Genomic DNA, 24,395 nt, shown 5'->3' with positions numbered 1-24,395 from the left:
GAGAGGGGTTTATATGGCTTATTCATTTTCAAATTCACATCAACATTTCATATTTTTAATTATTCGCACTTGTCTTTTAACATTTGCACTCTTGCTTCTTTGCACACTAGCTCGTGGTATTATGGTGGCACATTTTTTACCACAAAGTATGTGGGAATCACACTTGAGCGATTTTGGTGCAATGTGGTTTATGGGATTTAAGCTTGATATGCGCAGTATTGGCATTGCTATGCTTGGATTCCTAGCATTAACTTATATTGTAGAAGCGATATATGCTCTTATTGCGCGTATGAGAAATAATTTAACGGGGGGGGGGGCATATAATCTTTGTGATAAAATCCGCCTGATAATCCCACAAATATATGCCTTTTTACTTGGTTTTATCTTTATGGTGGCTGCTATTGTTAATTTTTATTATTTTCGCACTTATGGAAATAAAATTGATGTTTTTATTTTTGGGTTAAAAGATGATGACACACTTGCCATTCTTCAAATTATGTGGCAAGATTATCCCGTCTTGCTTGGTATATGTAGTGCTTTTATTTTCGGATTCTTTACTCTTTATCTCTATAAGATTCCAAGCAAATTTTCATTTCTTAACACAATTACAATTCCCATAACCAAACTTCGCGTTTTTTATCATTTTTTCGCTCACCTTTTACTTATTGTGCTGCTTCTCATTGCTGCGCGTGGCTCACTTGGAACTTTTCCTCTTACAGCAAATAATTACACTATCTCTACATTGCCCATTTTTAATCATCTTGCTACAAATCCACTTCTTGCACTTGATTGGGCATATAAACATTATAAAGCAGATTCTCATTTTGCTCCACCATCACCTCAAAAGGGTGAAGAATTACAAAAAGCACTTTTTCCATTGTTTCATCAAAGTGCAGATTCTGTATTTTTAAAAAATAATCCTCCTCATATCGTGCTTAATCTTATGGAAAGTTTTGGAAGCAATATGCTTGCTTATGATGAAATCCCACATAATGACTTACTTGGAGCTTTACGCAAACATTTTGAAGAAGATTTTGTATTCTATAAATTCCTTTCAAGTACAGATGGCACACTTGGCTCATTTATCGCACTCTTTTTAAATAGCCCTTTTGGAAATATTTCACGCGGGGCTACCAAAAATACCCTCCTCCCCTATAATCCATTTTCTATCTATGCAAATGCAGGATATGAGGTTATTTATATTACTTCTGGCTATGCTTCGTGGCAAGATTTAGGAGATTATGTTAAGATTCAAGGTGCGCACCATATTTATGATGCCCTCTCGCTTATGGAGGTTTTTCCACAGAGCAAAATTGACAAAAACGCTTTTGGCATCCCTGATGAATATGCCTATAAGCTTGCATTTGAATTACTAGAAAATGCACAAAAGCCAACATTTATTGCCATACTTACCACCAGCAATCACCCACCCTATCATCTCCCTCGTCATTACACACCAAAACCTATCACACTTAATGAGAAACTCAAAGCAAAAGCGACAGATGAAGCAAGAAGAAAACTTGAAATTTCTGCTTCGCTCTATCAATATGCTAATGATACTTTCGGACACTTTATGGACAAGATTAAAGATTCTCATTTGGGGAAAAAGACGATTGTTGCCGCAAGCGGAGATCATCGTGTCAGGGATTTTACCAATAATCCAAGCACCGATAAAGCACTCAATCACGCTGTGCCGCTTTATATATATGTGCCACAGGATTATGCACACCATATACACTATGACCCAACTCGTGTAGGTTCACACAAAGACATACTACCAACTCTTTATGAATTAAGTCTTTCAAATACCCAATATATGAGCTTAGGCGGACGAAATATCCTCGCTAAACAAGACAATGAAAGATATGCTTTTGGCTATAATGCAGCTGTTTGGATTGATAAAGAGGGCATTTATCCAATTCCAAGTGATGTGGGCTATAAATGGGAAGATTCTAAAAATGCGTTTGGATTGCTCTCTACTGATACGCAAATACATCTTACACCTTACAAAAAGGCTTTTAGCTCTACTTATAAAGAACTTTTTGATTACTCAATAGCTTGGCGAATTTTTAATCCGCAACTCCACGATGATTCTCGTTAGTTTCCTCAAAACAACGGATTCCAGCAAAACCAAGTAATCCTAACTCCTTAAGAAGTGGGATATGATAATTATTAATACCACCAAGTGCGATAATGCGCGAACGCAAAGATTTCGGAATCTGATAAAAGACTTCCATACCTAATGGTGTGCCTTTATTTGGCGTAGAAAATATTGGACTAAGTGTGCAATAATCTGCCCCACACGCCAAAGCATATGTTACCTCATCTATACTATGCGCGCTATATCCAATGATTTTTTTTTCACCTAAGGCAAGATAAGATTCTCTTAAGGGAGTAATCCAAGAAAGATATATTGACTTTAAATGCACACCTGCAAAGTCTTTTGATAATTGCAATATCTCTTCTGTGTTTTTAAAAGGAATATTGAGCAAAAGAGGTTTATGCAAGAATGATAAAGATTGTGTAAAAGATTCTATCCATTCACTATTTTGATGACGATACATAATCCAATCAACAGACAAAGATTGTATTTTAAGCTGAAGATTCTCAAGATATGCCCCATTAATATGAGGCGTAATAAGAAGTGTAATAAAATCAGTGTTCTTCATCCACGACCACTGCGCCGTGAATATACACATAAGTAAGTATCATAAACACAAAAGCCTGAAGTAATGCCATAAAAGTAAGAATTGCAAAAGGAGCAACAGGCACAATCCAAGGTGCAAGCATTAGCATTACAAGTAAAAACATATCATCGCCTTTAATATTACCAAAAAGACGAAAAGAAAGCGAAATAATGCGCGAAAAATGTGAAATAATTTCTACGGGAAACATAAGCGGAGCAAGCCACCATACAGGACCCATAAAATGCTTAAAATATTTCAATACACCTTGAGCACGGATACCCTCAAAATGATAATAAAAAAATACAACCAATGCTAACACAAGCGTAAAACTCCAGCTTGAAGTAGGAGCCTCAAATCCCGGTATAATCCCTATGGCATTGCCAAAAAATACTAAAAATGCAATGGTTGCAGCAAGCGGAAAATATTTGCGAGCAACTTGCTCACCTACAATATCTTTAGCAAATGAGATAATGCCAGAAATAATAAACTCAAATACATTTTGTATGCCACTTGGAACAACTTGCATTTTATGTGTTGCATATCGTGCAAGAATAAGTAAAATTACTGCTACAAGCAGTGTATGAAAGCCAATGATAAAGTCGTGATTGGGATTAATCAACCCTGCAAAAGTAAAAAGCCTCTCGTCCATAGCAATACCCCTTTATTTATGATGTATTGATTGTGCCCAGTTTTTGGTTAGTTTTACTTTAAACTTTAAAATTTTTATGAAAACTTTTGATTTAAATACCGAATATGCCACAAAAATACCACAAATAAAATCCCCATAGGAAGCAATAATCCTATTTCGGGATATATAAGTCCTGCAACACTTAATTGTGAGAGAGAGAAAAACAACCCCCACACTGCCAATGCACCAATAATACATACAAAACTAATAAAAGTAAGATTTCCATAACGAGGCAATGAGGGAATATAATAAGAAATAATAGCAATACATAATGGCACAAAAAATGGAATCACAAGTAACGCATACAAAATACTACGTATTTTATCAGAACTTACATTTTGTTTGTGTGCAATTCTAAGTGAAGCAATTGCATCAATGACTGAAGCTGTGGGCTTATCTTGCGCAATGGTTTCAAGCACTTTTGAGCTAAAATCTTTGAGAATCTCAATCTCTCCACTTGTAGTTATTTTTAAAGCTTTTTCTCCAAGCGTAAGCGAAGAGGCAATCTCAAGGCTTTTAACATTTTTAAGAATCCAAACATTATTTTCAAAAAAAGCTTCCTGTGCCTCGTGATAATTTTTAAGCTTATGCTCACCATCAAGTGTAAAAACTTTAATTCCCTCTGCTCTTGCTTGCTCATTAAGTAAGGGATAAAGTTTGCGGATAAAAATATATTGATTGTCACTTTTTAAAAGGAGATTTTCACGCGCATTTTGGGTATTTTGTTGATAGATAATGGATTCTGCATATTCTTTTGCATAAGCAAAAGATGTTGTATTAAGCCCAATAAACCCTCCAATAAACACACTTGAAATAACAAGCAAAGGTGCAAGAATTTGCCGCTTAGAATATCCTAAAGCCATAAGTGCTGTTAATTGTGAACTTTTAAGAAATGCCATATAAAACAGAATTGAACACAACACAAGCGATATGGGCAAAGTATAAGTGAGTGCAAATATGCCATTATAAAATAAAAACAAAATCAACAAATTTGCAGAATCTGGCAATTCATCAACATATTTGAGCATATCAATAGCAAGAAAAAAGCCTTCTAAGCCTAAAAAAATAATGAAAAAATATTTAAGATAATATACACCTACAAAACGGAAAATCATTTTTATCCCTGCGTAAATCTTGTATACTGCATTTGTGAGAATTGTGTAGCAAAGGATTCATTATTTTGAGTTTGCGATGGCGTAAGCTTAGGTATTTTGAGAGTAAAATACTGCTGTAGATGAGTAAGAATATGCTCTTTAGGATATTGTGCCATATTACAAAAACTCATAACTGCTTCCTTAGCGTGAGCTATTAATCCTTCAAGTTGCTCTCTTTCTTGTGCATTAAAATCACTTAAAACATACTCTACTACATTTTTATTCGCACTTCGTCCCACACCAAAACGTAATCTAAAATATGTATCTCCCATAAATGAATCAATAGATTTTAAGCCATTATGTCCGCCACTTGAACCACCATATTTAAAACGCATATCACCAAAACCGATATCAATATCATCGTGAATTACGAATGTATGTGTGATATCAAAATACCGCACAAAAGGATTAATTGCCTCCCCGGAGAGATTCATAAAAGTTTGTGGTTTAAGAAAAAAAACTTTGTGAGGACCGATATTTATAGCACCAACTTCCGCATTAAATTTTTTATCAAAAGAAAAATCAAAGTCTAATTCTTTTGATAAAAAATCAAGCACCATAAACCCAATATTGTGCCGAGTATTTTGATATTTGGCACTCGGATTACCAAGTCCTGCGACAAGGAGGCAAGGCATTATTTAGCTTTAATTACCCCAACTACTGCCACAGATGGACGATTCAACACATTTACATTATCAAATTGTGGCAAATCGCGAATAAGGATAGAATCTCCCACATCTAAATCACTTACATCAATCTCATAAGCATTGGGGAGATTTTCAGCAGCACATTTAACACTAATACGTTTTGTAGAAATAAAAAGCACACCTTTATTCTTAAGCCCTTTTGCATTTCCTTTGACAATTACAGGAACTTTATATTTATTTAAAATACCTTTTTGTGCTAAAAGCAAATCCACGTGGATAAGAGTGTTTGTTACAGGGTCTTTTTGATATTCTTGTATCACCACTTCCAAAGTCTTGCCCCCTACTTGCACGGGAAAAATCAAGGTAGTCTTTTGCTTCATTGCTTTAATAAAATCATTAAGCTTAAAGGCACAATGAATATTTTGCTGTCCCTTGCCATAAATATTTGCAATTAGATAACCATCATTCCTCAAAGCCTTTGCTTGAGATTTTGAAATACTCTCTCTAATTTGTCCTTCTAACATTGTATGTCCTTATGTGAAAATTAAGGGTTGCATTATAGCTAAAAACCCTTAAATACACTTGAGTTACTCACCTATATACACTTGTCGTGGTCGTGTGATTCTTGTAGTTGGATCTTTAACGTGCTCTAAAAGCTGCGCACACCAACCCGGCATACGCCCAATAACAAAAATTGGCGTGAAAAGAGAAACAGGAATTTTAAGTGCAGAAAGAATGATACCGGAGTAAAAATCAACATTTGGATAAAGATTTCGCTCTACAAAGTAGCTATCACTTAATGCTACTTCTTCAACCTTATGTGCCAAATCACTTAATCGTGTATTCATTTTAATACCTTTAGCATCAAGGTCATCTTTGAGTTTTTTCAGAATCTTTGCACGCGGGTCATAGTTTTTATACACACGATGTCCAAAGCCCATAAGCCTAAATGGATCATTTTTATCTTTTGCCTTATTGATAAACTTATCAACATTTTTAGCATCGCCAATCTCATTGAGCATATCTAACACTTTTTCATTAGCTCCTCCGTGTGCTGCACCCCACAATGCATTAACACCAGCACTTAATGCTGCATAAGGGTGTGCTCCCGTAGAAGCAACATTGCGCACAGTAGTAGTAGAAGCATTTTGTCCGTGATCAGCGTGAAGCGTAAAAATCTTATCAAGAGCCTCTATTTCTAAAGGAGTGATTTCAACTTCACCCTTAATTGTATGTTTCATTTTACCACCAGGATATGCACGCAACATATAAAGGAAATTTTCAACATATCCACGCGCAACATCAGGATAAATATATGGAATCCCTAAAGAATGTCTATAAGAAAATGCTGCAAGTGTAGGGATTTTAGCAATTGCTCGCCGTGCCATTACTTGACGCTCTTCCTCATTACCCATATCCAAATGGCGGAAATGGAAAGTAGAAAGTGCAGAAAGCGAAGCAGAGAGATTTGCCATAGGGTGTGCGCTATCAGGAAATGCGTTAAAAATATTAATGAGTCCCTCATTCAAAAAACTACGATGCACAAGCTCAATTTCAAATTCCTTGGTTTCTGTCTCATTTTTAGGAACTTCACCTGTAATGAGTAGCTTGCACACATCAGTAAATTGGTATTTTTCTACAATTTTTTCTATTGGAAGCCCTTTATAAAGTAATTCTCCATTTTTGCCATTAATATAGCTAATGGTTGATTTACATCCTGCGGTTGAACCATAACCTGGGTCATAAGAAAAAATATTGGTGCGTTCAAAAAGCTTAGAAAAATCTACAGCCTTTGGTCCTCTTGTGCATTCAATAAGCTCAAACTCAAAACTCTCTTTTGTCTCATTGTTTGTTAAAGTAATGCTAGCCATGTATTCTCCTTTTTTAACAATTTTTAGAATCTATACACTTTTATTATGGCACAAACCTCTTTTAAAAGTCAAAAAAAAATTAAATTTTGTATAAAATTAGCACCAAAAGTGCCAAATCTTACATTTTATTTTCATAATATTTTCAAAAATACCATTTTCTTATTCATTTTTATGAAGTTTTGGTTTTTTTGTATAACTTTGTTTTATATAATATCGTAATCTTATAGAAGCTTAAAATGAGGGAGAAAATATGTCAAAGCATAAAGTTGTTTTAACAGCACAGGATAGAAAAGAACTTACACCTTTGCTCCATATCACAAAAGCTGAACGAGAACTTATGCCTCAAGAGATTCTTGATAAACTTGAAATCCTTGCCAAAGAAAAAGAACAAGAAGAAAATGAATTTCAAGATTTAGAACAAATCATTGAAGAATCATTGCATATTGTAGAATCTCTTGCGCCAAATGCAGACATAACTCATAAAGCACTTAAAAAAAGACATATTAAAGATTATCTTTGGTGGCAGACAAATTATAGAATCTTCCTTGCTCAACGCAAAGCCCAGCGCGCACGCCGCAAATGCTACAAAAATAAATCAAATTAGCTCTTTAAGGCTATGTATCCTTGTTTGCTTGCTTATCCGTATCAAGCAAATCGCTTGTATCAATATCAAAATCAAAAAATTCAGATTCAAAATCTGTATTTGCAATTTTATCATAATGCTGTGTCGCAGCTTTCATATTTTTACCTTCTTGATAGAGCAATCCAAGCGCATATCGTGCCTCAAAATTAGTCGCGGATTCTATCTTTGAGAGTTGCAAGAGGGCCACCGCATTTTCGTGGTGACCTGCCCCCATAGCCGCAATCGCAGCATAAAAACGTGTTTGAGAATCATCTTCGTGCAGATCATCAAGCAATGAATTATAAAATGCGAAAGCTTTTTCAAAATCATTGCTGTAGATATTTGAAAGTGCTAATGCCTGCAAAATACCATTACTTGTGCGAGTTTCTACTACAAGCTTCGCCTCTAGCTCTTCTTGCACGGAACGCAAAGAACCTGTTACAAAGCCTACATAAACATACAATTCACGTGCAAGAGAGGGACCATAATAAATTGAGCGCATATCAAGATTTTTTTCTTTATAAATGATATTCATTTGCAAGGCAAAATCTTTTAAATTGCTGCCAAATCGCTTGCCTAACTCATACATTGTATTTGCCACAACATCTTTTGTATAAATCTTTTTTATCCCCTCAAATGCACTCACAATTTGATTTGCATTCGCAGTATAAATACCATACACAGCATTAAGCGCGTAATAAATAGGCTTTCTATCCTGTAAAGCTTCGCTTTGCATATTATTAAGCCAAGATAGCGAATCTGAAGGAGAATTACCAGTATAACGAAAGAGTGAAAGTAAAAAATTATGTTCAATTTTGCTTGTATAATTAATCTCTGCTAAATCATTAGAAATTGAATTACTAAGACGCGAAGTATCTCTATAAGTGAGTTCTGCACACATTAATGCAAAAATGCCCGACATTGTATCATTACTATCAAGATGATAAGCACGAATAAAATGCAAATACGCATTGTCAAAATCGCTCATCTGTGCATAAAGTAAGCCCACATTATAATGCAAGATTGAATGGTTTGGATAAGCTTTAAGCAAAGATTCCATTGATTTAATGGTTTCTCTAATATCTTGATTAAAGGCTAAAGTGCGCAAATCTTGTGCAATAGAACGATTAATTTGTGAGACTTTTTGTCCCTCTTGTAAGGTGCTTTTAGCACTCTCAATATTGTTTGAGTAAGCATTAAGATTCCCATCTTCAATAATTGCTAAAGCATTTTTTGCATCAAAAACTCTAAAAGGCGCATAATAAAAGAGAATCTTGTAGCCAAGTATTTTATTATGCTCAAAGCGGCGATTCCAAAAATTTTCCTGTGCAAGATTAATATCAAACAAATCATCACGTAATTTGACTTTAATGGGGTAATCGTTAAAAACTTTTGTGTCTTCTTCTTTGGCATTAAGTCGCTCTAAAATGAGTGCGCTTTCTTTAAAATTTCCACTTTTGAGCTCAACAAGCTGTAATGCCATAAGTGCTTGTGCATCTCCTACGTGCGAACCAAGATATTCATATAAATACTGCTTTGCCTGTGTATATTCTCCAAGTCGTGCGTGCAAAAGTGCAATAGCAAAATTATCATCTTTGGTTGCTACCTGTTTGAGTTGAGCAAGCGCATTATATTCATCGCCAAAAACTAAAAATGCCTCTGCAGCCATTTTTTTGCTTTCTTTTGCATAGCTTGTTGAACTTGGATTTAAAAAAGGCGAAAGAGATTCAAAATAAAATCCTTTGTAATATTGCAACAGACCATAGAGATAAGAATAAAGAGGCTGATTTGCTGTGTAATATAAATAACTTGAGCTAATACCCAAATAATACTCATAAAGATTCATATCTCCTAACATATACGCGCTATAAGCAGCATTAAAAGCGCTAACGCTAATATCTTCTCCTGCATTAATTGCTCCATCAAAAGAACTAATTGCTTTTTTATAATCGCCCTCTTTGACTTCAATAACGCCCAAATTATAATAGGCAATAGATTGGGAATACACAGCAATATTTTCAAATAAATTAAGAGCTTCCATCTTATCGCCTTGTGTATAGAGAAGATTCGCTTTTTTTAACATATTTCCAAGCTCCGTATCATCAACTTCTGGACGCTTAGAAGCACCAAGAATTGGTGCTGGCTCAACAATCTTTCGCGAAATAGGTGCAGGTTCTGGCTTTTCTTGCGAAGTATTTTTACTAAGGAGTAGCACAATAATTAATATCAAAAATACCACAATAAGTGCAAAAATAGCAATCACACCAATCATTAAGACTTTATTTTCTTTGAGCATTTGCAAAAAAGGTTGCAAATGCGATTCAAACGTCCCTATGATAGCCTTAATTTTATTTTGCCCAGCAGCAGATTCTGTAGTTTCCTCACTTTGAGAATCTCCCTCATTTGCACCATCTTTACCTTGTGAATCTGGGATTTCTAAGTTATCACCAACATTATTTTCTTGTTCTTCTGCCATAATATCTCACTTTTATAGATACTTTTGTAGCACTTCAGGAATCATTACACTCCCATCTACTTGCTGATAATTTTCCATAATTGCAATAAGTGTGCGTCCTACTGCCAAAGATGAACCATTAAGTGTATGCACAAGGGCATTTTTACCATTTTCTTTGTAACGAATCTTCGCTCTACGAGCTTGAAAATCACGCGTATTTGATATAGAGCTAATCTCACGATAACAATTTTGTCCCGGAAGCCACACTTCAATATCAATGGTATTACTTGCACTAAAGCCCAAATCACCACCACATAACTGCATTAAACGATGTGGAAGCTTAAGCTCACTTAAAATCTCGCTTGCTGTTTGCACCATTTTCTCCTGCATTGCTGCACTTTGGGTTGGGTGAGTAATAGCCACAAGCTCAACTTTATCAAACTGATGTTGGCGTATCATACCCCGCGTATCTCGCCCTGCACTTCCCGCTTCTTTACGAAAACAAGGTGTTTGAGCTGTGAGCATAATAGGTAGTTCCTCACTTGGAATAATACTATCTTGATAGAGATTAGTAAGCGTAATTTCTGAAGTAGAGATAAGATACAAATCGTGCTCACTTTGTTCATCACAAAAATGAGAATCTACTTTAAACATATCTTCTTCAAACTTTGGAAGCTGTCCTGTGCCAAAAAGTGCTCGTGCATTAACAATTACGGGTGTTACAATAGATTCAAAACCTGCTTTTTCATTATAATCTAACATAAAATTAATAAGTGCGCGATTGAGTTTTGCTCCCATTCCACGCAACACACTAAAACGACTTTTAGCAAGTTTTACTCCTGCTTCAAAATCAATCCAACCATTTGCAATACCAAGTTCCCAATGCTCTTTAGGAACAAAATCAAAATGTGGAGGAGAGAGCACTTTTTTAATTTCAACATTATCATTCTCATCCTCACCCTCTGGCGTGGCATCATCAGGTAGATTCGGTATCCCATAAGCAAGTGTTTCTAAATGTGATTCTATCTCTTTTAGCGTAGATTCTAAAGTGCTCATCTTAACTTTATTCTCATCAAGCGCCACTTTAAGTGCTGTAATATCTTTTTGCTCTCTTTTATATTCGCCAAAAAGTTTTGAAGTTTTATTTTGAAAAGCTTGTAACTCTTCAAGCTCCTGTTTGCAGGATTTATATTTAAGAGCCATATCTTTAAGAGCACTCAATGTTTCTTCACTTACTTTTTTAATTGCAAGTCGCGATTTTATTTCATCAAATTGATTTATCAATGCCTTTGTATCAATCATTACTGCTCCACTTTATCTCTAAATAAACTCTAATTTTAACCCAAAAAAGCATTTTTTATTCCTAAAAGGGCAAGCAAGAAACTTGTAAAATTACTAAGTTATTATAAAATGCTATTGTCATTATGCAAGTAGATTCAATAGAGTGAGAACGAGGTAAGTATGTTTGGTGTTGGTATTTTTGAAGTATTAGTTATTTTGATTGTAGCAGTTATTGCACTTGGTCCTAACAAACTCCCGCAAACTATTGTTGATATTGTTAAGTTTTTCCGCGCCGTAAAAAAAACTATGGCAGAAGCAAAAGAGACTTTTGATAAAGAAATTCAACTCTCTGAAATCAAGCAAGAAGCGCTCAAATATAAAGATACCCTTGAAAGTGAAGTTAATAAACTCACAAAAGATATAAGGCTTGATGAGCTACGCGAAATAAGTGTGGATTCTCTCACTAAACCATTGCAAGAGACAAAAGAGGTTCTCTCGGAAGAGGCAAAAAATTTACAATCCACTCTTGAATCTCTTAATAGCGATATAAGCTATGAAAGTTCAGCAGCAGCACAGACACCTACTACCCAAGAATCAATTCCTACAGATTCCACAAGGGAGATTGCATACGCCACACAAAAGCCTCAAAATTCCATAGATTCTATTAATTCTAAGGAAAGTAGTGTAGATTCTCTGCATTCTCCCTCTATAGTAGAATCTACACAATCTTCATCATCAAAGGATTCATAGCTATGCTTGAAGACCTCAAACCACACATACAAGACTTGCGCAAAAGACTTATTATTAGTATTTCTGTATTATTCGCCGCCTTTGTTGTATGCTTTGGTTTTTGGGAAGAAATTTTTCATATTATTAAACTCCCTCTTGTTGAAGTTTTAGGAAGCGAAATAAGGGGTAAATTCATTGCTTCAGGTATGATAGAGGGGATTTTTATTGCAATGAAATCTGCACTTTTTGCTGCTCTTGTTATCTCTACGCCTGTAATTTTTTGGCAGATATGGATTTTTGTCGCTCCAGGCTTATATAAGAACGAAAAAAAAGTAGTGATTCCCTTTGTATTCTTTGGGACAACTATGTTTGCCATCGGTGTAGTATTTTCTTATCTTGGCGTGCTTCCTTTTATTATTAAAAATGTTTTGCTCTTTGGTAATGACCAATTTGAAGCCTATATCACCGCAGAAAATTATTTTACATTTTTTACACGACTTGTTATTGGCTTTGGTATTGCATTTGAATTGCCTGTATTATGCTTTTTTTTGGGAAAAGTAGGTTTAATCACCGATGAAAGCCTAAAGAATTTTTTTAAATATGCGGTGGTTCTTATTTTTATCATTGCTGCCCTTATTGCCCCTCCAGATGTCATTTCACAAGTTCTTTTAGCCATTCCTCTTATGGGACTTTATGGAATCTCTATTATTGTGCTTAAGTTTGTTAATCCAGCACAACCTCAAGATGAGGAAGAAGATGAAGAAGACATTGCTCAAACAGACTTACAAGAAAAACAAGAGGGCAAAGAGAGTTCTTTATGACATATTTTGATCCAAAAATTCAAGAAAGCGACTTTGCTCTCTCTAGTTATGACTATACCTTACCTTTTTCAGCCATAGCACAAAATCCTGCCAATCCTCGCGAGAGGGCAAAATTACTTATCTATCAAAGAGATAGTGGGCGCATTATCCATAGTGATTTTTATCATTTTTGTGATTTTGTGCCAAAAGACACGCTTCTTGTATTTAATGATACTCGCGTGATTAAAGCGAGAATCTACGCCCACAAGCTTGATTGTAACACACAAAAACTAAGTGATAAAACTTTTGAAATTTTTTATCATAAACCCCTGCAATCAACATCTTCTGCGATACCGCTTTTTCTTGTGCAAATCAAAGGACGTGTAAAATGTGGCGATAAACTTCTCATAAATACAGATTCTACAAACCCATTTCTTATTGCCCAAGTCCAAGAATGCCTTGATAATGGATTACGTGTGGTAAGTTTTATGCAAAATGAACACGCACTTGAATATATACAAGTGCTTGATATGCTTGAAAAATATGGACATACCCCTCTTCCACCTTATATTAAACGCGAAGATTCTTGCCAAGATGCCCATTTTTACCAAAGTGTCTTTAGCAAACAACTTGGCTCAATCGCTGCCCCAACTGCTTCATTGCATTTTAGCAAAGAGAGTATAGAGTCTATAAAGGCGCAGTTTGAGACTTGTTTTCTCACATTACATATCGGAGCAGGGACATTTATGAACGTAGAAAGTGCCGATATACGACATCACCTTATACATAAGGAATTTTTCTCTCTCTCACCTCAAAGTGCTGCTGCTATACAAAATGCTCACAAGGTGCTTTGTATTGGCACAACGAGTGCAAGATGTGTAGAATATTATGCAAGATATAAAATTTTACAAGGAGAGTGCGATATTTTCTTATACCCAAGCAAAAGTTTTAAACGTGTGGATTATTTGCTCACAAACTTTCATCTTCCCAAAAGCACTTTAATGATGCTTGTAAGTGCAATGGTAGGGCGAGAGAAATGCCTTGAACTTTATAAACTTGCTTTGGAAAAAGGATATAGATTTTATTCCTATGGAGATGGGATGTTAATACTATGATAGATTTACAAGAGAGACTTCAAAGACACCACATTATGTTGCCTGAAGTGTGCTATAAGCATTTTACTATCTTTGGCGATGAACTGCTGAAATGGAATAAGATTCACAATCTCACAGGCGCGAGCAGCATAGAATCTGTGATGGAAAATATTTTTGATTCACTCTATCCATTAAGATTTATTGATGATTTTACAAGTTGTATGGATATAGGATCAGGTGGAGGATTCCCAGCAATTCCTCTTGCTATCGCTAAACCACAATCGCATTTTATCCTCATTGAGCCGCGTAACAAGCGTTCTTGCTTTTTGCAAAATATCATTATACAATTAGAGCTTAATAATGTGCAAGTGCGTCCTATTCGTATTCAAGATGTGCCAATTGCTGAAGTCAATAATCTTGACCTCATCACTTCGCGTGCGCTTATGGACGCTAAAGAGCTTATTTCACTCTCACGCAAATTTCTTAAAAGTGAGGGATATTTTCTTCTCTATAAAGGCACAAGATTCCGTCAAGAAACACCAAGTATGAGCATAGAGGAATGTTTTACACGAGAAAATCGTATTTACTACTATAAACACAGCCGTGATTTATAAATTTTGTATTTAAATAAAAAGGAGAGAGTATGAAATTTTTACTTATTATCATCACTCTTGCATTACTTGTGTATATACTTATTCGCCCGATTCTTAAAAATAACAAACCTCGCAAAAAACCTAAAGATGAAAGCATTGAGGAAATGCAAGAATGTGCATATTGTGGTGTATATACATCTGCAAATGAAGCATTTTTATCCCAAGGGAAATATTATTGCTCCAAAGAATGTATGCAAAAGGATACGCAATGATTATTATCGGACACCCAGCTATTCCTCACCAACATTTTGTTAAGATTACGAATATAGCAGATATACAAAACACCCATTCTTCTAATATAGTATGGTTTGATACAAGCAAACTCAAAAAAGAGCAAGGCTTTATACTTGGGAAATATTGCTATGAGCATAAGGTAAATTATGCAGTGATGATTTGCTCTATTGATGAACTACTCATTTATGCCAATTTAACACCACAATATCTCATTTTGCATAAAAGCCTACACAACCAAGCTAAAATGTATCAATCTCTTATAGAACATTATTTGCTTGATTGTAAGCTTTTATGCGTGATTAAAACAGATTCACAACTTACAAAAATCGCTCAACTTGGCATTGATGGGGTGATTTTTAAGCAAGTTTTGGATAACATTCACTCCTCATAGAGAGGTGTCCGAGTGGTTGAAGGAGCACGCCTGGAACGCGTGTAAAGTGCAAGCTTTCGAGGGTTCGAATCCCTTCCTCTCTGCCATAGCTCTTACATTTTTTGATAAGTAACTTTATGAAATATATGCCATTTTTTTATCAAGATAACGCACAAGCACAGAAAGACTAAAACAAATCACAAAATACACTCCTGCAATCAATCCAATCATAGCAAGTATTTCTTGAAAACTCGCTAGTTGGGCTAATATAATCTTAGATTGATAAGTAAGCTCTGCTATTTGCAATCCTGCCAAAAATGAAGTATCTTTAAAAGTCGTAATAATCTGCGAAAGCATAGAAGGAATAACTTTTCTAAAGGTTTGAGGCAAAATAATATAAAAAAGTGTAAAAAATTGGCTAAAACCCTGTGAATATGCTGCTTCAAATTGTCCTTTAGGCACAGAGTTAAGCCCGCCGCGAATAATCTCTGCCATAACCGAGCTTGTATAAAGCGAAAAACCAATAGTTCCCCATATTGCAGGTTCAGCTCGTCCAAAAAAACTCGGCAAAACAAAAACAGCAGTAAGCATCCATAAAAGCAAAGGTGTATTTCTAAATACTTCAATATAAATAGCTGCAAGAGAACTTATAATCCTGCCACCATAATTGCGTGTAATTGCTAAAAATGTGCCAAAAATGATAGAAATCACACAAGTTGCTAATGCCACAACAAGCGTTAGATAAAGCCCATCAAGTAAAAAATGAAGATTTGATTGATTAAATACATTTCCCATAATATCTTCCTTATCGCTTTAAGTGAGCAGTTTTAAGTCTATCTTCATAAAACTTCGCAAAATATGCTAAGGGATAGCACACGATAAAATATAAAAATGCCGCAAAAAGATATGCCGGTGCATAATTGCTTGTATCTCCAGCATAACTATCAGCTACATACATAATTTCCCCACCTGCAATAATCAAAAGCACAGAAGTATTTTTAATAAGATTCACTACTTGATTAGTGATTGGAGGCAAGATGATTTTAATAGTTTGAGGCAAAATAATATAACGCATTTGCTGTGTATAAGTAAAGCCCTGTGAAGCAGAGGCTTCAAATTGTCCTTTAGGCACAGCAAGTATCCCGCTACGGACAACTTCACTCACATAAGCGCCGTGATATGCACCCACTCCTAATACACCCACACTAAAAACATCAAGATGGATTCCAAGCGGAGGCAAGGCAAAGTAGAGAAAAAATATCTGTATCACTAAAGGTGTATTTTGAAAAATCTCAACATACATTCGTGTGTAAGCACGAAGAATTGTAATCTTGCTTGTCGCCATAACACCACCAATCGTGCCAAATATAAGTGCTATAAGCAAAGCTAAAATGCTCACACTCAAAGTATAACCAAAGCCAGAAAGAAACTCGTTACTTTGAGCAAGAGTGTCAATAAACTTCCACATCGCAAATGGGCTGGAACTTTCCTCATCATATAAGCCTATATACTCCAAAAATGTGCGTAGATTCTCTACCCAACTTACACTATCCACGATATTACAAGCCCCACTTTTTTGCTAATTCATCAATTTGTGCTTTATTCTTTTTTACAAATGTATCAATAAAAGCCGCGAATTCTTTATCTTTTTTTGGACTTACAATACCATACTCTTGAGGCTCAAAACTATCAGAGAGAATCTCGCTTTTTTTATCAACATAACCTAAAAGAATTGACTTATCAACACTAAAGGCATCAATACGTTTTGCATCAAGTGCAGCTTTTATGCTTGGATAATCTGGAAATTCATTAAATTTCACATTTATGCCTAGTTTTTTTGCTGCAGAGGCAATGGCTCTTTTAGAGGTTGCGGCTTGAGCTACCCCAATAGTTGCATCTTTCATATCTGCAAGTGATTTATAACCCTTTTCTTTAAGCACGAGCAAACCCACAGAATCCTTATAATAGGGTTCAGAAAAGTTATAAGTGCGTTTGCGTTCAGGCGTAATTGTAAAGGTCGCAATCACAACATCTATGCTCCCATTATCAAGCAATGGTCCTCGTGTCTTGGCATTAACTGCAACAAGTTTGAGTTTATTTTCATTGCCTAAAATATGCTTTGCTAGAAGTTTTGCTACATCAATTTCAAAACCCTTAATCTCTTTTGTTTTTTGGTCAAGCAAAGCAAAATGTGGAATATCATTTTTGACACCTACCACAAGCTCATCTTTTTTCTTAATATCTTCCAACATACCTGCATTTGCTTGCAAAGCAAACATACTTAAAAACAAAAATAATCCTGCCACTTTGAGCAATCTTTTCACATTTACACAACTTCTCATAACATCTCCTTACATTGGTTTAATGACTTAAAATTTTTCCCAAGAATGCTTTAGCTCGTTCCGTTTTTGGAGACGCAAAAAATTCTTTAGGCACACTTTCTTCCACAATAGCACCATCTTCCATAAAGATAATTCTATCGCTCACTTCCCTTGCAAAACCCATCTCGTGCGTTACAACAACCATAGTTGTATTGCTTTGATGTGAAATTTCTCGCATAACATCTAAAACCTCTTGTATAGTTTCAGGGTCAAGAGCAGAGGTAGGCTCATCAAAAAGAATATAGGGCTTTTGGGTGCAAAGACTTCTCGCAATCGCTACACGTTGCTGCTGTCCTCCGCTTAGTGTCGCTGGATAAACCTTTGCCTTATCTACAAGTCCTACAACTTCAAGGTATTTATAAGCTAATTCTTGAGCCTCTTTTTTACTTTTACCTCGTAGTTTAATGGGTGCAAGCGTGAGATTTTCAAGCACATTCAAATGTGGATAGAGATTAAAATGCTGAAACACCATTGCACAATATTCTCGACAAATCTTTGTTTTTGTTTTATGATTAAGCGTAATGCCCTCTACAACTACCTCGCCAGAACTCACCTCTTCAAGCCCATTCATACATCGAATAGTCGTGCTCTTGCCGCTCCCACTTGGTCCAATGATAACAAGCTTCTCGCCATCCTTAATTGTCAAATTAATATCCTTTAATACGTGATGACGACCATAAAATTTATTCACATTTTTTAATTCAATCACATTCAACCCTTATGTAAAATATACAACAAACGACTTTAACATAAAAAATGTAAATAATGCCAAACAACAATAAATACCTCGTTGATAAAAAGTAGCAGATTCTTTAATAAAATTGTTAAATTAAGTTGCCCACATTTTTTCCACAAACCATTTATCAATGGGCATTTTTCTAAGAATCTTAAAGCTTCTATTCTGCCAATGCTTCCTCTGCCTTTTTTACGCCATTTTTCCATAGTGTATGCCTGTGTAAAATGTAGTTTGCACTCACTTTTCCACTAAACATTCCACTAAGCAAAGGACGATTTGCTTTAAAGATAAAAGCAGCTAAATGCCCGATAATTGCTAAAATCATCAAAAACATTCCCAAATTATGCAGCTGCGTAACCCAAAACATTGTCCCCTCACTTAGATTAAATCCTGCTAGGTTTTTATAAGTTTTAATCATTCCAGTAACAACCAAAAGCAAAATCACCATCGCAATTCCCACATAAGCAAGTCTTTGCTCGGGCAAATATTTCTCACTTGGTGGCTCCTCTCCCTTAAACAACATCGCCTTAATCACAGCAATGCTTTTACCAAAATCGCCCTTTTTAGGGAGTATATCAAACTCCTTTCGCCCAAAGTGAAACATCAAATGGAATCCCACAAAGAATAATAAAGCAATCGCAAACACATAATGCACAACTAAAGAGATAGAATAATCCCCGCTCCAAGCCATTAAAGGCAATTCATTGAGCATATAACGCTTACTGATTGGCATTTGCAAGATTCCGCTAAAAATAAGCCCAAAAATACTTATTGCAACACCCCAATGCACGATTCTATTTTGCGCACTTTGTCTTTGTATTTTTGCCTCTTTCATTTTCCCTCCTTTTTATCGGTTCTATTTGCCATTGCCACAGCAATACCTCCTGCTATTACCCCCGCAACAGGAGCTAAAAGCACACTTTTAATCAAAGCAGAATCCTCACTCACAAAGTTTTTAATTGCAAGATTCATATGGGGAATCCCCATTTTTTGTGGTTGTTCTTGTGTGAAATTGTGTTTTTTGTTTAAAGATTCTTGGATTTGCTCAAACGACACTGGCGAGACATAAAATGTAGAAGTGCCACCATTTTGCGTATCCCCATAGATATAAGTCCCCTCTTTGTCTCCCTTATACGCTTTTTGCAATGCCTTAGCTTTGGTAAGTATTTCCTCTCTATCTCCAAAGATTATGGCTTTTTTGGGGCATTGCACCTCACAAGCTGGTTTTTGATTCTTGGCGAGTAAATCCGCGCAGCTATCGCATTTATACATTGCTCCTCCCCCTGCAAGTTTGGGCGCTATTTTCAAATAGATTCCAACTCCTGCTTGTCTTTGTGGAATCCCCCAAGGGCATACATCTCTACATTTTGCACCGCCAAAGCAATATTCATCATCAATTTTTACCGCGCCATTAGAATCCTTAGAAATCACGCCAAAGGGGCAGAGCTTCTGGCAAGTCGGATCATCGCAGTGCATACAACGTCTAGGCACATATATGTCTCTATCCTCAACCTTTAGAGATTCCACATAAGTCCAATTATAAGGGGTTAAACGCTTAGTATTTGCTCTATCTTTGGAATAATCCTCATAGACTTTTCGCGGAAAATAATACGGAATCTCCGCTATTGGCTCGGGAAAATTTGTCGTATTTTTTGCTTTACAAGCCTCAACACAAGCGGGAATCTCCCTATCTCTGCACCCATCGCACAATCCCAAATCTATAATGGAAGCCATTTTATATTGTGGTTGCTTAGAATCTGTGGATTGTGCCGCATTAACGCTCACAGCACTCACACTTGCCACGCCTAGAAATTTTAAAAAATTCCTACGCGATGTATTTGTCTGATTGTTTTGATTGGTTTCTTCCATAATTTTAACCTTGATTTAGCCTTAAAAATATGGAAGTATATAAAATTGCAAAGAAAATAAAAGTGATATTATCACATTTGCACTAAGCCCTACCCAAACATTCCATTAAAGTCATTTTCAATTTGAGTATATCTAGTGTGGCTGCAATTTGTCCGCAATGATGCGTAGCGTAGTAAAGCAACGAAATAGAAAAAGCAATATAAATCTAAGCTATTATAAACAATATTTAATGTATCTTTAATGAGTTTTAATAGATGGAGGTTTGTAGATGAGGATTCTTGGTTTTGATATAGGCATTACAAGCATTGGTTGGGCATATGTAGAGAGCAATGAGCTTAAAGATTGTGGGGTGAGAATCTTTACCAAAGCAGAGAATCCAAAAAATGGCGATTCGCTTGCCGCACCGCGCAGAGAAGCACGAGGAGCTAGGAGGAGACTAGCAAGGAGAAAGGCTAGACTCAATGCGATTAAAAGGCTGCTTTGCAAAGAATTTGAGTTGAATTTAAACGATTATCTTGCAAATGATGGGGAATTACCAAAAGCATACCAAACAAGCAAAGACACCAAAAGCCCCTATGAGCTATACACTGCTTTCCATTGGATTATTTTTGCTTTTTGCTCTATTGCCTCAAGTCTTTCAAATCGGCAAATGTTGCCCATTTAGAATCTCGTGGTGGGCGATTAGTTTCCCTTTGGCTGCAATGTGTATTGCAAGCTTTAATATTGCAGAATCTATCGCTTCAAAATCCTCTGCTCTAAGTGGTGGAGCAATATTCTTTTCTGCACTCTCTAGTATGCTCTTAATTGCTGTAACACTTACTTTTATATGGCTACTTGTACGCACATTGAGAGGAATTATCAAAGGTGAGTTAAAAAATCTTGCCTAAACTTTAAAGCTTAGAATTTATCATTGAAGTTTTCAGAAAATTCTGCTGAGAGTGAGAAATTGTGCTTGTCAAAGGGCGGGAGAAAAGGAAATGATAATTTTATGTTATAATTTAAAGCTAAAGACCTCTTAAGGAAAGCAATGCGACGCAAAGATTTTGATTGTAAAGATTCTAAGTTGATTGCGGAATTTTTAAACCAAATAGAGTTTGGCACACTCGTAATACCTGATAGTATCCCTTATGCTGTGCCACTTAGCTTTTGCTATGAGGATTCTAAAATTTATCTGCACGGAGCAAAGGCTGGACGCAAATACGCACTTTTAAAGCAAAATCCCAAAGTTGCCTTTAGTGCAGCAAAGCCTTATGCTTATATCCCCTCATACTTTTTACATCACACGATGATTCCCACGCAATTTTTCTTTTCTATCTTTTTAGAAGGACAATTTTGCGTGGTAGAAGACTTGGTAGAGAAAAAGCATATTTTAACGCGCCTTGTTCAAAAATATGAGCCAAATAATCAAACAATGGATATGGAGAAAGGGCAATTTATCGGTCAAGAAAAAGGTGTATTTGTAGGAAAAATCCTTGTGGAATCTTTAACTGCAAAAGCGAAATTTGGACAGAATCTTAAGCAAGAGGATTGGGAGGAAATTGTGCAGGATTTAAGCAATCGTGGAGATAGACTAGATACACAAACGATAGAGCAAATGAAGAAATTTTCACCTCAAAGGCTTATTAATCCCTAAGCTTTGCCTGATGCCAAAATCCTTTGTCGTGCAGAGTTTGACAATTAAATCCGCAATGCTTTTGCGAGAGATTTTCCCACTTGGATTTTTAAAGGCTTCGCCCTTTTGCGTCAGCTCATAGTCTATCTCATCAGCGTTGCTAAACCACTGCGCTCGGATAATCGTGTAATCAAGCGGGGAAGATTCTATAATCTTTACTTCCTCTCTGTGCGGCGCGATATAGTTTGCAATGCACCTTAGCTCACTCTCTGGAATCTCTTGGTATTGCCCATTATACACGCCAAAGGAAGTTATCCACACAAGCCTTTTAAGCCCCACTTGCTGCATAGAATCTATAATTACTCTTGCCATTTGCGGCGTGTCTGTGCCATAAAGATTCGCATAGACGACATTGACATCACTCATTGCCTTTTTGAGCGCATTTTCATCAAGTGCATTACCCTCCACTACTTCCACACGCGCACTTTTGAGGTGGGAAAGTCGCTTTGAGTTTCGTAAATAAAGTTTCAAATCTACATTGGTATTTTGTAAAAACATCGTAGTAGCTACCCTTGCGACACTCCCATTCGCACCGATAATCAGCACTTTGAGCCTTTCATCTTTGCCTTGTGTGCTTTGGGATTTCACATTTTGTGCGAAAAGTGGATAAGACACATAAGCCGTGAATGCCACTGCTCCTGCAAGTTGTGCTAGATTCTTTAAAAAGTCTCTACGATTTGTCATTATTGCTCCTTTGTTAGAATCTAAAACGCGTAACCTTGCGCTTACTAAAGCTCTATTTGCCAAAAACCTTTTTCAAATGCGCCTCATAGTCTTTAATATATTGTTCCACTTGCGGATTTTTGACGACATCATTACAGATAAAGCTCGGCAAAGCCTGCATTCCCATAAACTCGTGTGCTTTGTGTAAATGCAAATACACGCCATCTACGCCAACGCCCTCAAAAAATCCATTTTTTTCTGTGAAAGCCTCAATCGGAGCATTCCAAGTGAGAGAAAACATATATTTTTTGTCTTTCAAAAGTCCGCCTGTGCCATAGCCTTGAGTTGGATTATTACTATGCCGCCCATCACTTGTAAAAAACTTCCCAGCCCCAGCAATACCTATCTCATCAATATATTTTTTCACAATCCACGGCTCACCCATCCACCAACCGGGCATTTGATAGATGATTGCATCACTTTGAAGCCATTTTTGCACCTCTACTTGCTCCTCATAACCCTTATCAATATGCGTTTGCAAAATCTCAAAGCCAAGATTCTCTAAAGTCTGCTTTGCGACATCGTGCAAAGTTTGGCTAAGCCTCCCACCAGAGCCTCCAAAGACTTTGCCACCATTTAAAAGTAAAATTTTTTTCATTTGTTCTCCTTAAAATAGATTTTGAAATTATAAAGCCTGATACTAAGTGTTTGTCAAGGGATTTTGCTTAATTCCCATTGCTTATTTATTTCACTTCCCACCAAACACAGGAAAATATGAATGCTCACCATAATCCTTAAAGGTAAGCTTTTTAAGCGTTTGTAAATCCGCCTTTGAGAATGTGAAATCCACCTGCGCATTCTCTGCTATATATTTGGGAGTTTTGCTCTTTGGCAAAGAAACAAGTCCTAACTCTAAAGTATAGCGGATACAAATTTGCGCAGGGCTGACATTGTATTTTTTTGCTAACTCTATCACGCGAGGGTCTTTCAAAAGCTCTCCGTGCGCAATAGGCGAATATGCTTCTGCGAGGATATTTTGCTTTTTGCAATAATCCAACAATGTAAAAGGCGTGTTGCCAATATGGCATAGAATCTGATTTGCTGCGGGTTTAGTTTTGCAGTTTTTGAGGATATTTTCTAAGTCTTTTTGCAAAAAGTTACTTACACCAATAGAACGCACCTTACCCGCCTTTTGCGCGTCCTCTAGTGCGTTATAGACTTCTACATTTTCTTTAAAATAATCGCCCTTTCTAAAACTATTCCAAGGCTGTGGGCTGTGGATAAGCATTAAATCAATGAAATCTAGCTTCATCGTTTTTAAAGAAGTATCTATGGAAGCACTCGCGCTTTTATAATCTTTATATTCTGCACGAATCTTGCTTGTGATAAAAAGTTCCTCTCGCTTGATTTTGCTTTTTCTCACCGCCTCGCCCACACCTCTTTCATTGCCATAGGCTTGTGCAGTGTCAATGTGGCGATAACCCACCTTAAAAGCCTCTCGCACCGCCGCTTCTACCACATTATCATCAATACGCCAAGTCCCAAGCCCAAGTTTTGGAATCTTATTGCCATTATTGAGCGTGAAAAATTCATTTAAAATCACTTGAGTTTTATTGTTTTTAGCCAAATTTTGCGCTCCTTGTAAAAGATTTGGTATGAATGCCGCACTTACACCTGCTAAGCTTAGCATTGCGGAAGTTTTCAGAAAATCTCGCCGAGAGTGAGAAATTGTATTTTGCATTTTTACTCCTTGTCAAATGGATAAAATCTAAAAATAGATTGCGTAATT

At 36.2% G+C, this 24,395-nt stretch carries 27 protein-coding genes, 1 tRNA gene and 1 pseudogene; 12 read left to right on the top strand and 17 right to left on the bottom strand.

What is annotated here, in order from left to right:
• Positions 1-13 precede the first annotated feature (13 nt).
• Positions 14-2,101, top strand: a complete 2,088-nt coding sequence (locus HH_RS07265) for an LTA synthase family protein (RefSeq protein ID WP_011116339.1) — start codon at positions 14-16, stop codon at positions 2,099-2,101.
• Here HH_RS07265 and HH_RS07260 read toward each other — a convergent pair.
• The 6 genes from HH_RS07260 to HH_RS07235 form a co-directional block, all read right to left on the bottom strand.
• Complete coding sequence (locus HH_RS07260; protein WP_011116338.1) at positions 2,070-2,669, bottom strand: thiamine phosphate synthase; 600 nt, start codon at positions 2,667-2,669, stop codon at positions 2,070-2,072. The genes HH_RS07265 and HH_RS07260 overlap by 32 nt on opposite strands.
• The gene (locus tag HH_RS07255; RefSeq protein WP_011116337.1) at positions 2,656-3,336 is read right to left on the bottom strand and encodes a F0F1 ATP synthase subunit A; all 681 of its coding nucleotides are present in this window, start codon (positions 3,334-3,336) and stop codon (positions 2,656-2,658) included. The genes HH_RS07260 and HH_RS07255 overlap by 14 nt, the downstream gene beginning before the upstream one ends.
• Positions 3,337-3,410: 74 nt before the next feature.
• Positions 3,411-4,490, bottom strand: coding sequence for an LptF/LptG family permease (locus HH_RS07250; RefSeq protein WP_011116336.1), 1,080 nt, complete (start codon positions 4,488-4,490; stop codon positions 3,411-3,413).
• A gap of 2 nt (positions 4,491-4,492) precedes the next feature.
• Positions 4,493-5,164, bottom strand: a complete 672-nt coding sequence (pth, locus tag HH_RS07245) for an aminoacyl-tRNA hydrolase (RefSeq protein WP_011116335.1) — start codon at positions 5,162-5,164, stop codon at positions 4,493-4,495.
• Complete coding sequence (locus tag HH_RS07240) at positions 5,164-5,700, bottom strand: 50S ribosomal protein L25/general stress protein Ctc (RefSeq protein ID WP_011116334.1); 537 nt, start codon at positions 5,698-5,700, stop codon at positions 5,164-5,166. Before HH_RS07240 ends, pth begins: the two co-directional genes overlap by 1 nt.
• A 63-nt stretch (positions 5,701-5,763) precedes the next feature.
• Positions 5,764-7,047 (bottom strand): citrate synthase, encoded by a 1,284-nt coding sequence (locus tag HH_RS07235; protein ID WP_011116333.1) that lies wholly within the window; start codon positions 7,045-7,047, stop codon positions 5,764-5,766.
• A 250-nt stretch (positions 7,048-7,297) separates the two neighbouring features.
• Here HH_RS07235 and HH_RS07230 point away from each other — a divergent pair, with 250 nt between their 5' ends.
• Positions 7,298-7,651: a hypothetical protein gene (locus HH_RS07230; RefSeq protein ID WP_011116332.1), complete on the top strand. Its 354-nt coding sequence runs from the start codon at positions 7,298-7,300 to the stop codon at positions 7,649-7,651.
• Between the two features lie 10 nt (positions 7,652-7,661).
• On the opposite strand, the gene HH_RS07225 is transcribed toward HH_RS07230, so the two are convergent.
• Together HH_RS07225 and serS are read right to left on the bottom strand one after the other, a co-directional pair.
• Positions 7,662-10,145, bottom strand: a complete 2,484-nt coding sequence (locus HH_RS07225; protein ID WP_011116331.1) for a tetratricopeptide repeat protein — start codon at positions 10,143-10,145, stop codon at positions 7,662-7,664.
• A gap of 12 nt (positions 10,146-10,157) precedes the next feature.
• Positions 10,158-11,426: a serine--tRNA ligase gene (serS, locus tag HH_RS07220; protein ID WP_011116330.1), complete on the bottom strand. Its 1,269-nt coding sequence runs from the start codon at positions 11,424-11,426 to the stop codon at positions 10,158-10,160.
• Positions 11,427-11,585: 159 nt separating this feature from the next.
• On the opposite strand from serS, the gene tatB reads away from it, so the two are divergent.
• From tatB to HH_RS07185, 7 genes are all read left to right on the top strand, one after another.
• Positions 11,586-12,155 carry a Sec-independent protein translocase protein TatB gene (gene tatB, locus HH_RS07215; protein ID WP_011116329.1) on the top strand — a complete coding sequence of 190 codons (570 nt, stop codon included), beginning with the start codon at positions 11,586-11,588 and terminating at the stop codon, positions 12,153-12,155.
• A 2-nt stretch (positions 12,156-12,157) separates the two neighbouring features.
• Entirely contained in the window at positions 12,158-12,955 is a 798-nt protein-coding gene (tatC, locus tag HH_RS07210; RefSeq protein ID WP_011116328.1) for a twin-arginine translocase subunit TatC, read from the top strand.
• The gene (queA, locus tag HH_RS07205) at positions 12,952-14,049 is read left to right on the top strand and encodes a tRNA preQ1(34) S-adenosylmethionine ribosyltransferase-isomerase QueA (RefSeq protein WP_011116327.1); all 1,098 of its coding nucleotides are present in this window, start codon (positions 12,952-12,954) and stop codon (positions 14,047-14,049) included. The genes tatC and queA overlap by 4 nt, the downstream gene beginning before the upstream one ends.
• On the top strand, positions 14,046-14,642 hold the full coding sequence (gene rsmG, locus HH_RS07200; protein WP_041309125.1) for a 16S rRNA (guanine(527)-N(7))-methyltransferase RsmG: 597 nt from the start codon (positions 14,046-14,048) through the stop codon (positions 14,640-14,642). Before queA ends, rsmG begins: the two co-directional genes overlap by 4 nt.
• Before the next feature lie 29 nt (positions 14,643-14,671).
• Positions 14,672-14,893, top strand: a complete 222-nt coding sequence (locus tag HH_RS07195) for a PP0621 family protein (protein ID WP_011116325.1) — start codon at positions 14,672-14,674, stop codon at positions 14,891-14,893.
• Positions 14,890-15,306 (top strand): hypothetical protein, encoded by a 417-nt coding sequence (locus HH_RS07190; RefSeq protein WP_011116324.1) that lies wholly within the window; start codon positions 14,890-14,892, stop codon positions 15,304-15,306. Before HH_RS07195 ends, HH_RS07190 begins: the two co-directional genes overlap by 4 nt.
• A tRNA-Ser gene (locus tag HH_RS07185) sits at positions 15,305-15,392 on the top strand. Before HH_RS07190 ends, HH_RS07185 begins: the two co-directional genes overlap by 2 nt.
• A gap of 28 nt (positions 15,393-15,420) precedes the next feature.
• Here the strand turns inward: HH_RS07185 and HH_RS07180 are convergent.
• The 6 genes from HH_RS07180 to HH_RS07155 form a co-directional block, all read right to left on the bottom strand.
• Positions 15,421-16,080: an amino acid ABC transporter permease gene (locus HH_RS07180; RefSeq protein WP_011116323.1), complete on the bottom strand. Its 660-nt coding sequence runs from the start codon at positions 16,078-16,080 to the stop codon at positions 15,421-15,423.
• Between the two features lie 10 nt (positions 16,081-16,090).
• Positions 16,091-16,843, bottom strand: coding sequence for an amino acid ABC transporter permease (locus HH_RS07175; protein ID WP_034367253.1), 753 nt, complete (start codon positions 16,841-16,843; stop codon positions 16,091-16,093).
• Position 16,844: 1 nt separating this feature from the next.
• Positions 16,845-17,627: a transporter substrate-binding domain-containing protein gene (locus HH_RS07170; RefSeq protein WP_011116321.1), complete on the bottom strand. Its 783-nt coding sequence runs from the start codon at positions 17,625-17,627 to the stop codon at positions 16,845-16,847.
• 19 nt (positions 17,628-17,646) lie between these two features.
• Positions 17,647-18,375 (bottom strand): amino acid ABC transporter ATP-binding protein, encoded by a 729-nt coding sequence (locus HH_RS07165; RefSeq protein WP_034367255.1) that lies wholly within the window; start codon positions 18,373-18,375, stop codon positions 17,647-17,649.
• A gap of 187 nt (positions 18,376-18,562) precedes the next feature.
• Positions 18,563-19,237, bottom strand: a complete 675-nt coding sequence (locus HH_RS07160) for a formate dehydrogenase subunit gamma (protein ID WP_011116319.1) — start codon at positions 19,235-19,237, stop codon at positions 18,563-18,565.
• A complete protein-coding gene (locus HH_RS07155; RefSeq protein WP_011116318.1) occupies positions 19,234-20,271 on the bottom strand; it encodes a 4Fe-4S dicluster domain-containing protein in 1,038 nt (345 codons plus the stop codon). The genes HH_RS07160 and HH_RS07155 overlap by 4 nt, the downstream gene beginning before the upstream one ends.
• Positions 20,272-20,539: 268 nt before the next feature.
• On the opposite strand from HH_RS07155, the pseudogene HH_RS07150 reads away from it, so the two are divergent.
• From HH_RS07150 to HH_RS07140, 3 genes and pseudogenes are all read left to right on the top strand, one after another.
• Positions 20,540-20,854: pseudogene (locus HH_RS07150) on the top strand (type II CRISPR RNA-guided endonuclease Cas9); the annotation flags it as partial.
• A gap of 25 nt (positions 20,855-20,879) precedes the next feature.
• Entirely contained in the window at positions 20,880-21,158 is a 279-nt protein-coding gene (locus tag HH_RS09370) for a hypothetical protein (protein WP_158295435.1), read from the top strand.
• A 140-nt stretch (positions 21,159-21,298) separates the two neighbouring features.
• Positions 21,299-21,904, top strand: a complete 606-nt coding sequence (locus tag HH_RS07140; RefSeq protein WP_041309122.1) for a pyridoxamine 5'-phosphate oxidase family protein — start codon at positions 21,299-21,301, stop codon at positions 21,902-21,904.
• Here the strand turns inward: HH_RS07140 and HH_RS07135 are convergent.
• The 3 genes from HH_RS07135 to HH_RS07125 all read right to left on the bottom strand — a co-directional run bounded on the left by HH_RS07135 (position 21,878) and on the right by HH_RS07125 (position 24,347).
• Positions 21,878-22,627, bottom strand: a complete 750-nt coding sequence (locus HH_RS07135; protein WP_011116313.1) for an SDR family oxidoreductase — start codon at positions 22,625-22,627, stop codon at positions 21,878-21,880. The two genes, HH_RS07140 and HH_RS07135, sit on opposite strands and share 27 nt — an antisense overlap.
• Positions 22,628-22,679: 52 nt before the next feature.
• Entirely contained in the window at positions 22,680-23,264 is a 585-nt protein-coding gene (locus tag HH_RS07130) for an NAD(P)H-dependent oxidoreductase (RefSeq protein ID WP_011116312.1), read from the bottom strand.
• 90 nt (positions 23,265-23,354) lie between these two features.
• Positions 23,355-24,347 carry an aldo/keto reductase gene (locus tag HH_RS07125; protein WP_148141026.1) on the bottom strand — a complete coding sequence of 331 codons (993 nt, stop codon included), beginning with the start codon at positions 24,345-24,347 and terminating at the stop codon, positions 23,355-23,357.
• Positions 24,348-24,395: the final 48 nt, after the last annotated feature.

It is taken from the genome of Helicobacter hepaticus ATCC 51449 (assembly GCF_000007905.1).
Taxonomy (GTDB): domain Bacteria; phylum Campylobacterota; class Campylobacteria; order Campylobacterales; family Helicobacteraceae; genus Helicobacter_C; species Helicobacter_C hepaticus.
Note: the sequence above shows the minus strand (reverse complement) of the source record. Positions and strands in the feature narration are given on the sequence as shown.

What these genes read in the sequence shown, in the direction of transcription:
- HH_RS07265 (WP_011116339.1), top strand. Translation starts at nt 14, where the DNA reads ATGGCTTATTCATTTTCAAATTCACATCAACATTTCATATTTTTAATT.
- HH_RS07260 (WP_011116338.1), bottom strand. Translation starts at nt 2,669, where the DNA reads ATGAAGAACACTGATTTTATTACACTTCTTATTACGCCTCATATTAAT.
- HH_RS07255 (WP_011116337.1), bottom strand. Translation starts at nt 3,336, where the DNA reads ATGGACGAGAGGCTTTTTACTTTTGCAGGGTTGATTAATCCCAATCAC.
- HH_RS07250 (WP_011116336.1), bottom strand. Translation starts at nt 4,490, where the DNA reads ATGATTTTCCGTTTTGTAGGTGTATATTATCTTAAATATTTTTTCATT.
- pth (WP_011116335.1), bottom strand. Translation starts at nt 5,164, where the DNA reads ATGCCTTGCCTCCTTGTCGCAGGACTTGGTAATCCGAGTGCCAAATAT.
- HH_RS07240 (WP_011116334.1), bottom strand. Translation starts at nt 5,700, where the DNA reads ATGTTAGAAGGACAAATTAGAGAGAGTATTTCAAAATCTCAAGCAAAG.
- HH_RS07235 (WP_011116333.1), bottom strand. Translation starts at nt 7,047, where the DNA reads ATGGCTAGCATTACTTTAACAAACAATGAGACAAAAGAGAGTTTTGAG.
- HH_RS07230 (WP_011116332.1), top strand. Translation starts at nt 7,298, where the DNA reads ATGTCAAAGCATAAAGTTGTTTTAACAGCACAGGATAGAAAAGAACTT.
- HH_RS07225 (WP_011116331.1), bottom strand. Translation starts at nt 10,145, where the DNA reads ATGGCAGAAGAACAAGAAAATAATGTTGGTGATAACTTAGAAATCCCA.
- serS (WP_011116330.1), bottom strand. Translation starts at nt 11,426, where the DNA reads ATGATTGATACAAAGGCATTGATAAATCAATTTGATGAAATAAAATCG.
- tatB (WP_011116329.1), top strand. Translation starts at nt 11,586, where the DNA reads ATGTTTGGTGTTGGTATTTTTGAAGTATTAGTTATTTTGATTGTAGCA.
- tatC (WP_011116328.1), top strand. Translation starts at nt 12,158, where the DNA reads ATGCTTGAAGACCTCAAACCACACATACAAGACTTGCGCAAAAGACTT.
- queA (WP_011116327.1), top strand. Translation starts at nt 12,952, where the DNA reads ATGACATATTTTGATCCAAAAATTCAAGAAAGCGACTTTGCTCTCTCT.
- rsmG (WP_041309125.1), top strand. Translation starts at nt 14,046, where the DNA reads ATGATAGATTTACAAGAGAGACTTCAAAGACACCACATTATGTTGCCT.
- HH_RS07195 (WP_011116325.1), top strand. Translation starts at nt 14,672, where the DNA reads ATGAAATTTTTACTTATTATCATCACTCTTGCATTACTTGTGTATATA.
- HH_RS07190 (WP_011116324.1), top strand. Translation starts at nt 14,890, where the DNA reads ATGATTATTATCGGACACCCAGCTATTCCTCACCAACATTTTGTTAAG.
- HH_RS07180 (WP_011116323.1), bottom strand. Translation starts at nt 16,080, where the DNA reads ATGGGAAATGTATTTAATCAATCAAATCTTCATTTTTTACTTGATGGG.
- HH_RS07170 (WP_011116321.1), bottom strand. Translation starts at nt 17,627, where the DNA reads ATGAGAAGTTGTGTAAATGTGAAAAGATTGCTCAAAGTGGCAGGATTA.
- HH_RS07160 (WP_011116319.1), bottom strand. Translation starts at nt 19,237, where the DNA reads ATGAAAGAGGCAAAAATACAAAGACAAAGTGCGCAAAATAGAATCGTG.
- HH_RS07155 (WP_011116318.1), bottom strand. Translation starts at nt 20,271, where the DNA reads ATGGAAGAAACCAATCAAAACAATCAGACAAATACATCGCGTAGGAAT.
- HH_RS07140 (WP_041309122.1), top strand. Translation starts at nt 21,299, where the DNA reads ATGCGACGCAAAGATTTTGATTGTAAAGATTCTAAGTTGATTGCGGAA.
- HH_RS07135 (WP_011116313.1), bottom strand. Translation starts at nt 22,627, where the DNA reads ATGACAAATCGTAGAGACTTTTTAAAGAATCTAGCACAACTTGCAGGA.
- HH_RS07130 (WP_011116312.1), bottom strand. Translation starts at nt 23,264, where the DNA reads ATGAAAAAAATTTTACTTTTAAATGGTGGCAAAGTCTTTGGAGGCTCT.
- HH_RS07125 (WP_148141026.1), bottom strand. Translation starts at nt 24,347, where the DNA reads ATGCAAAATACAATTTCTCACTCTCGGCGAGATTTTCTGAAAACTTCC.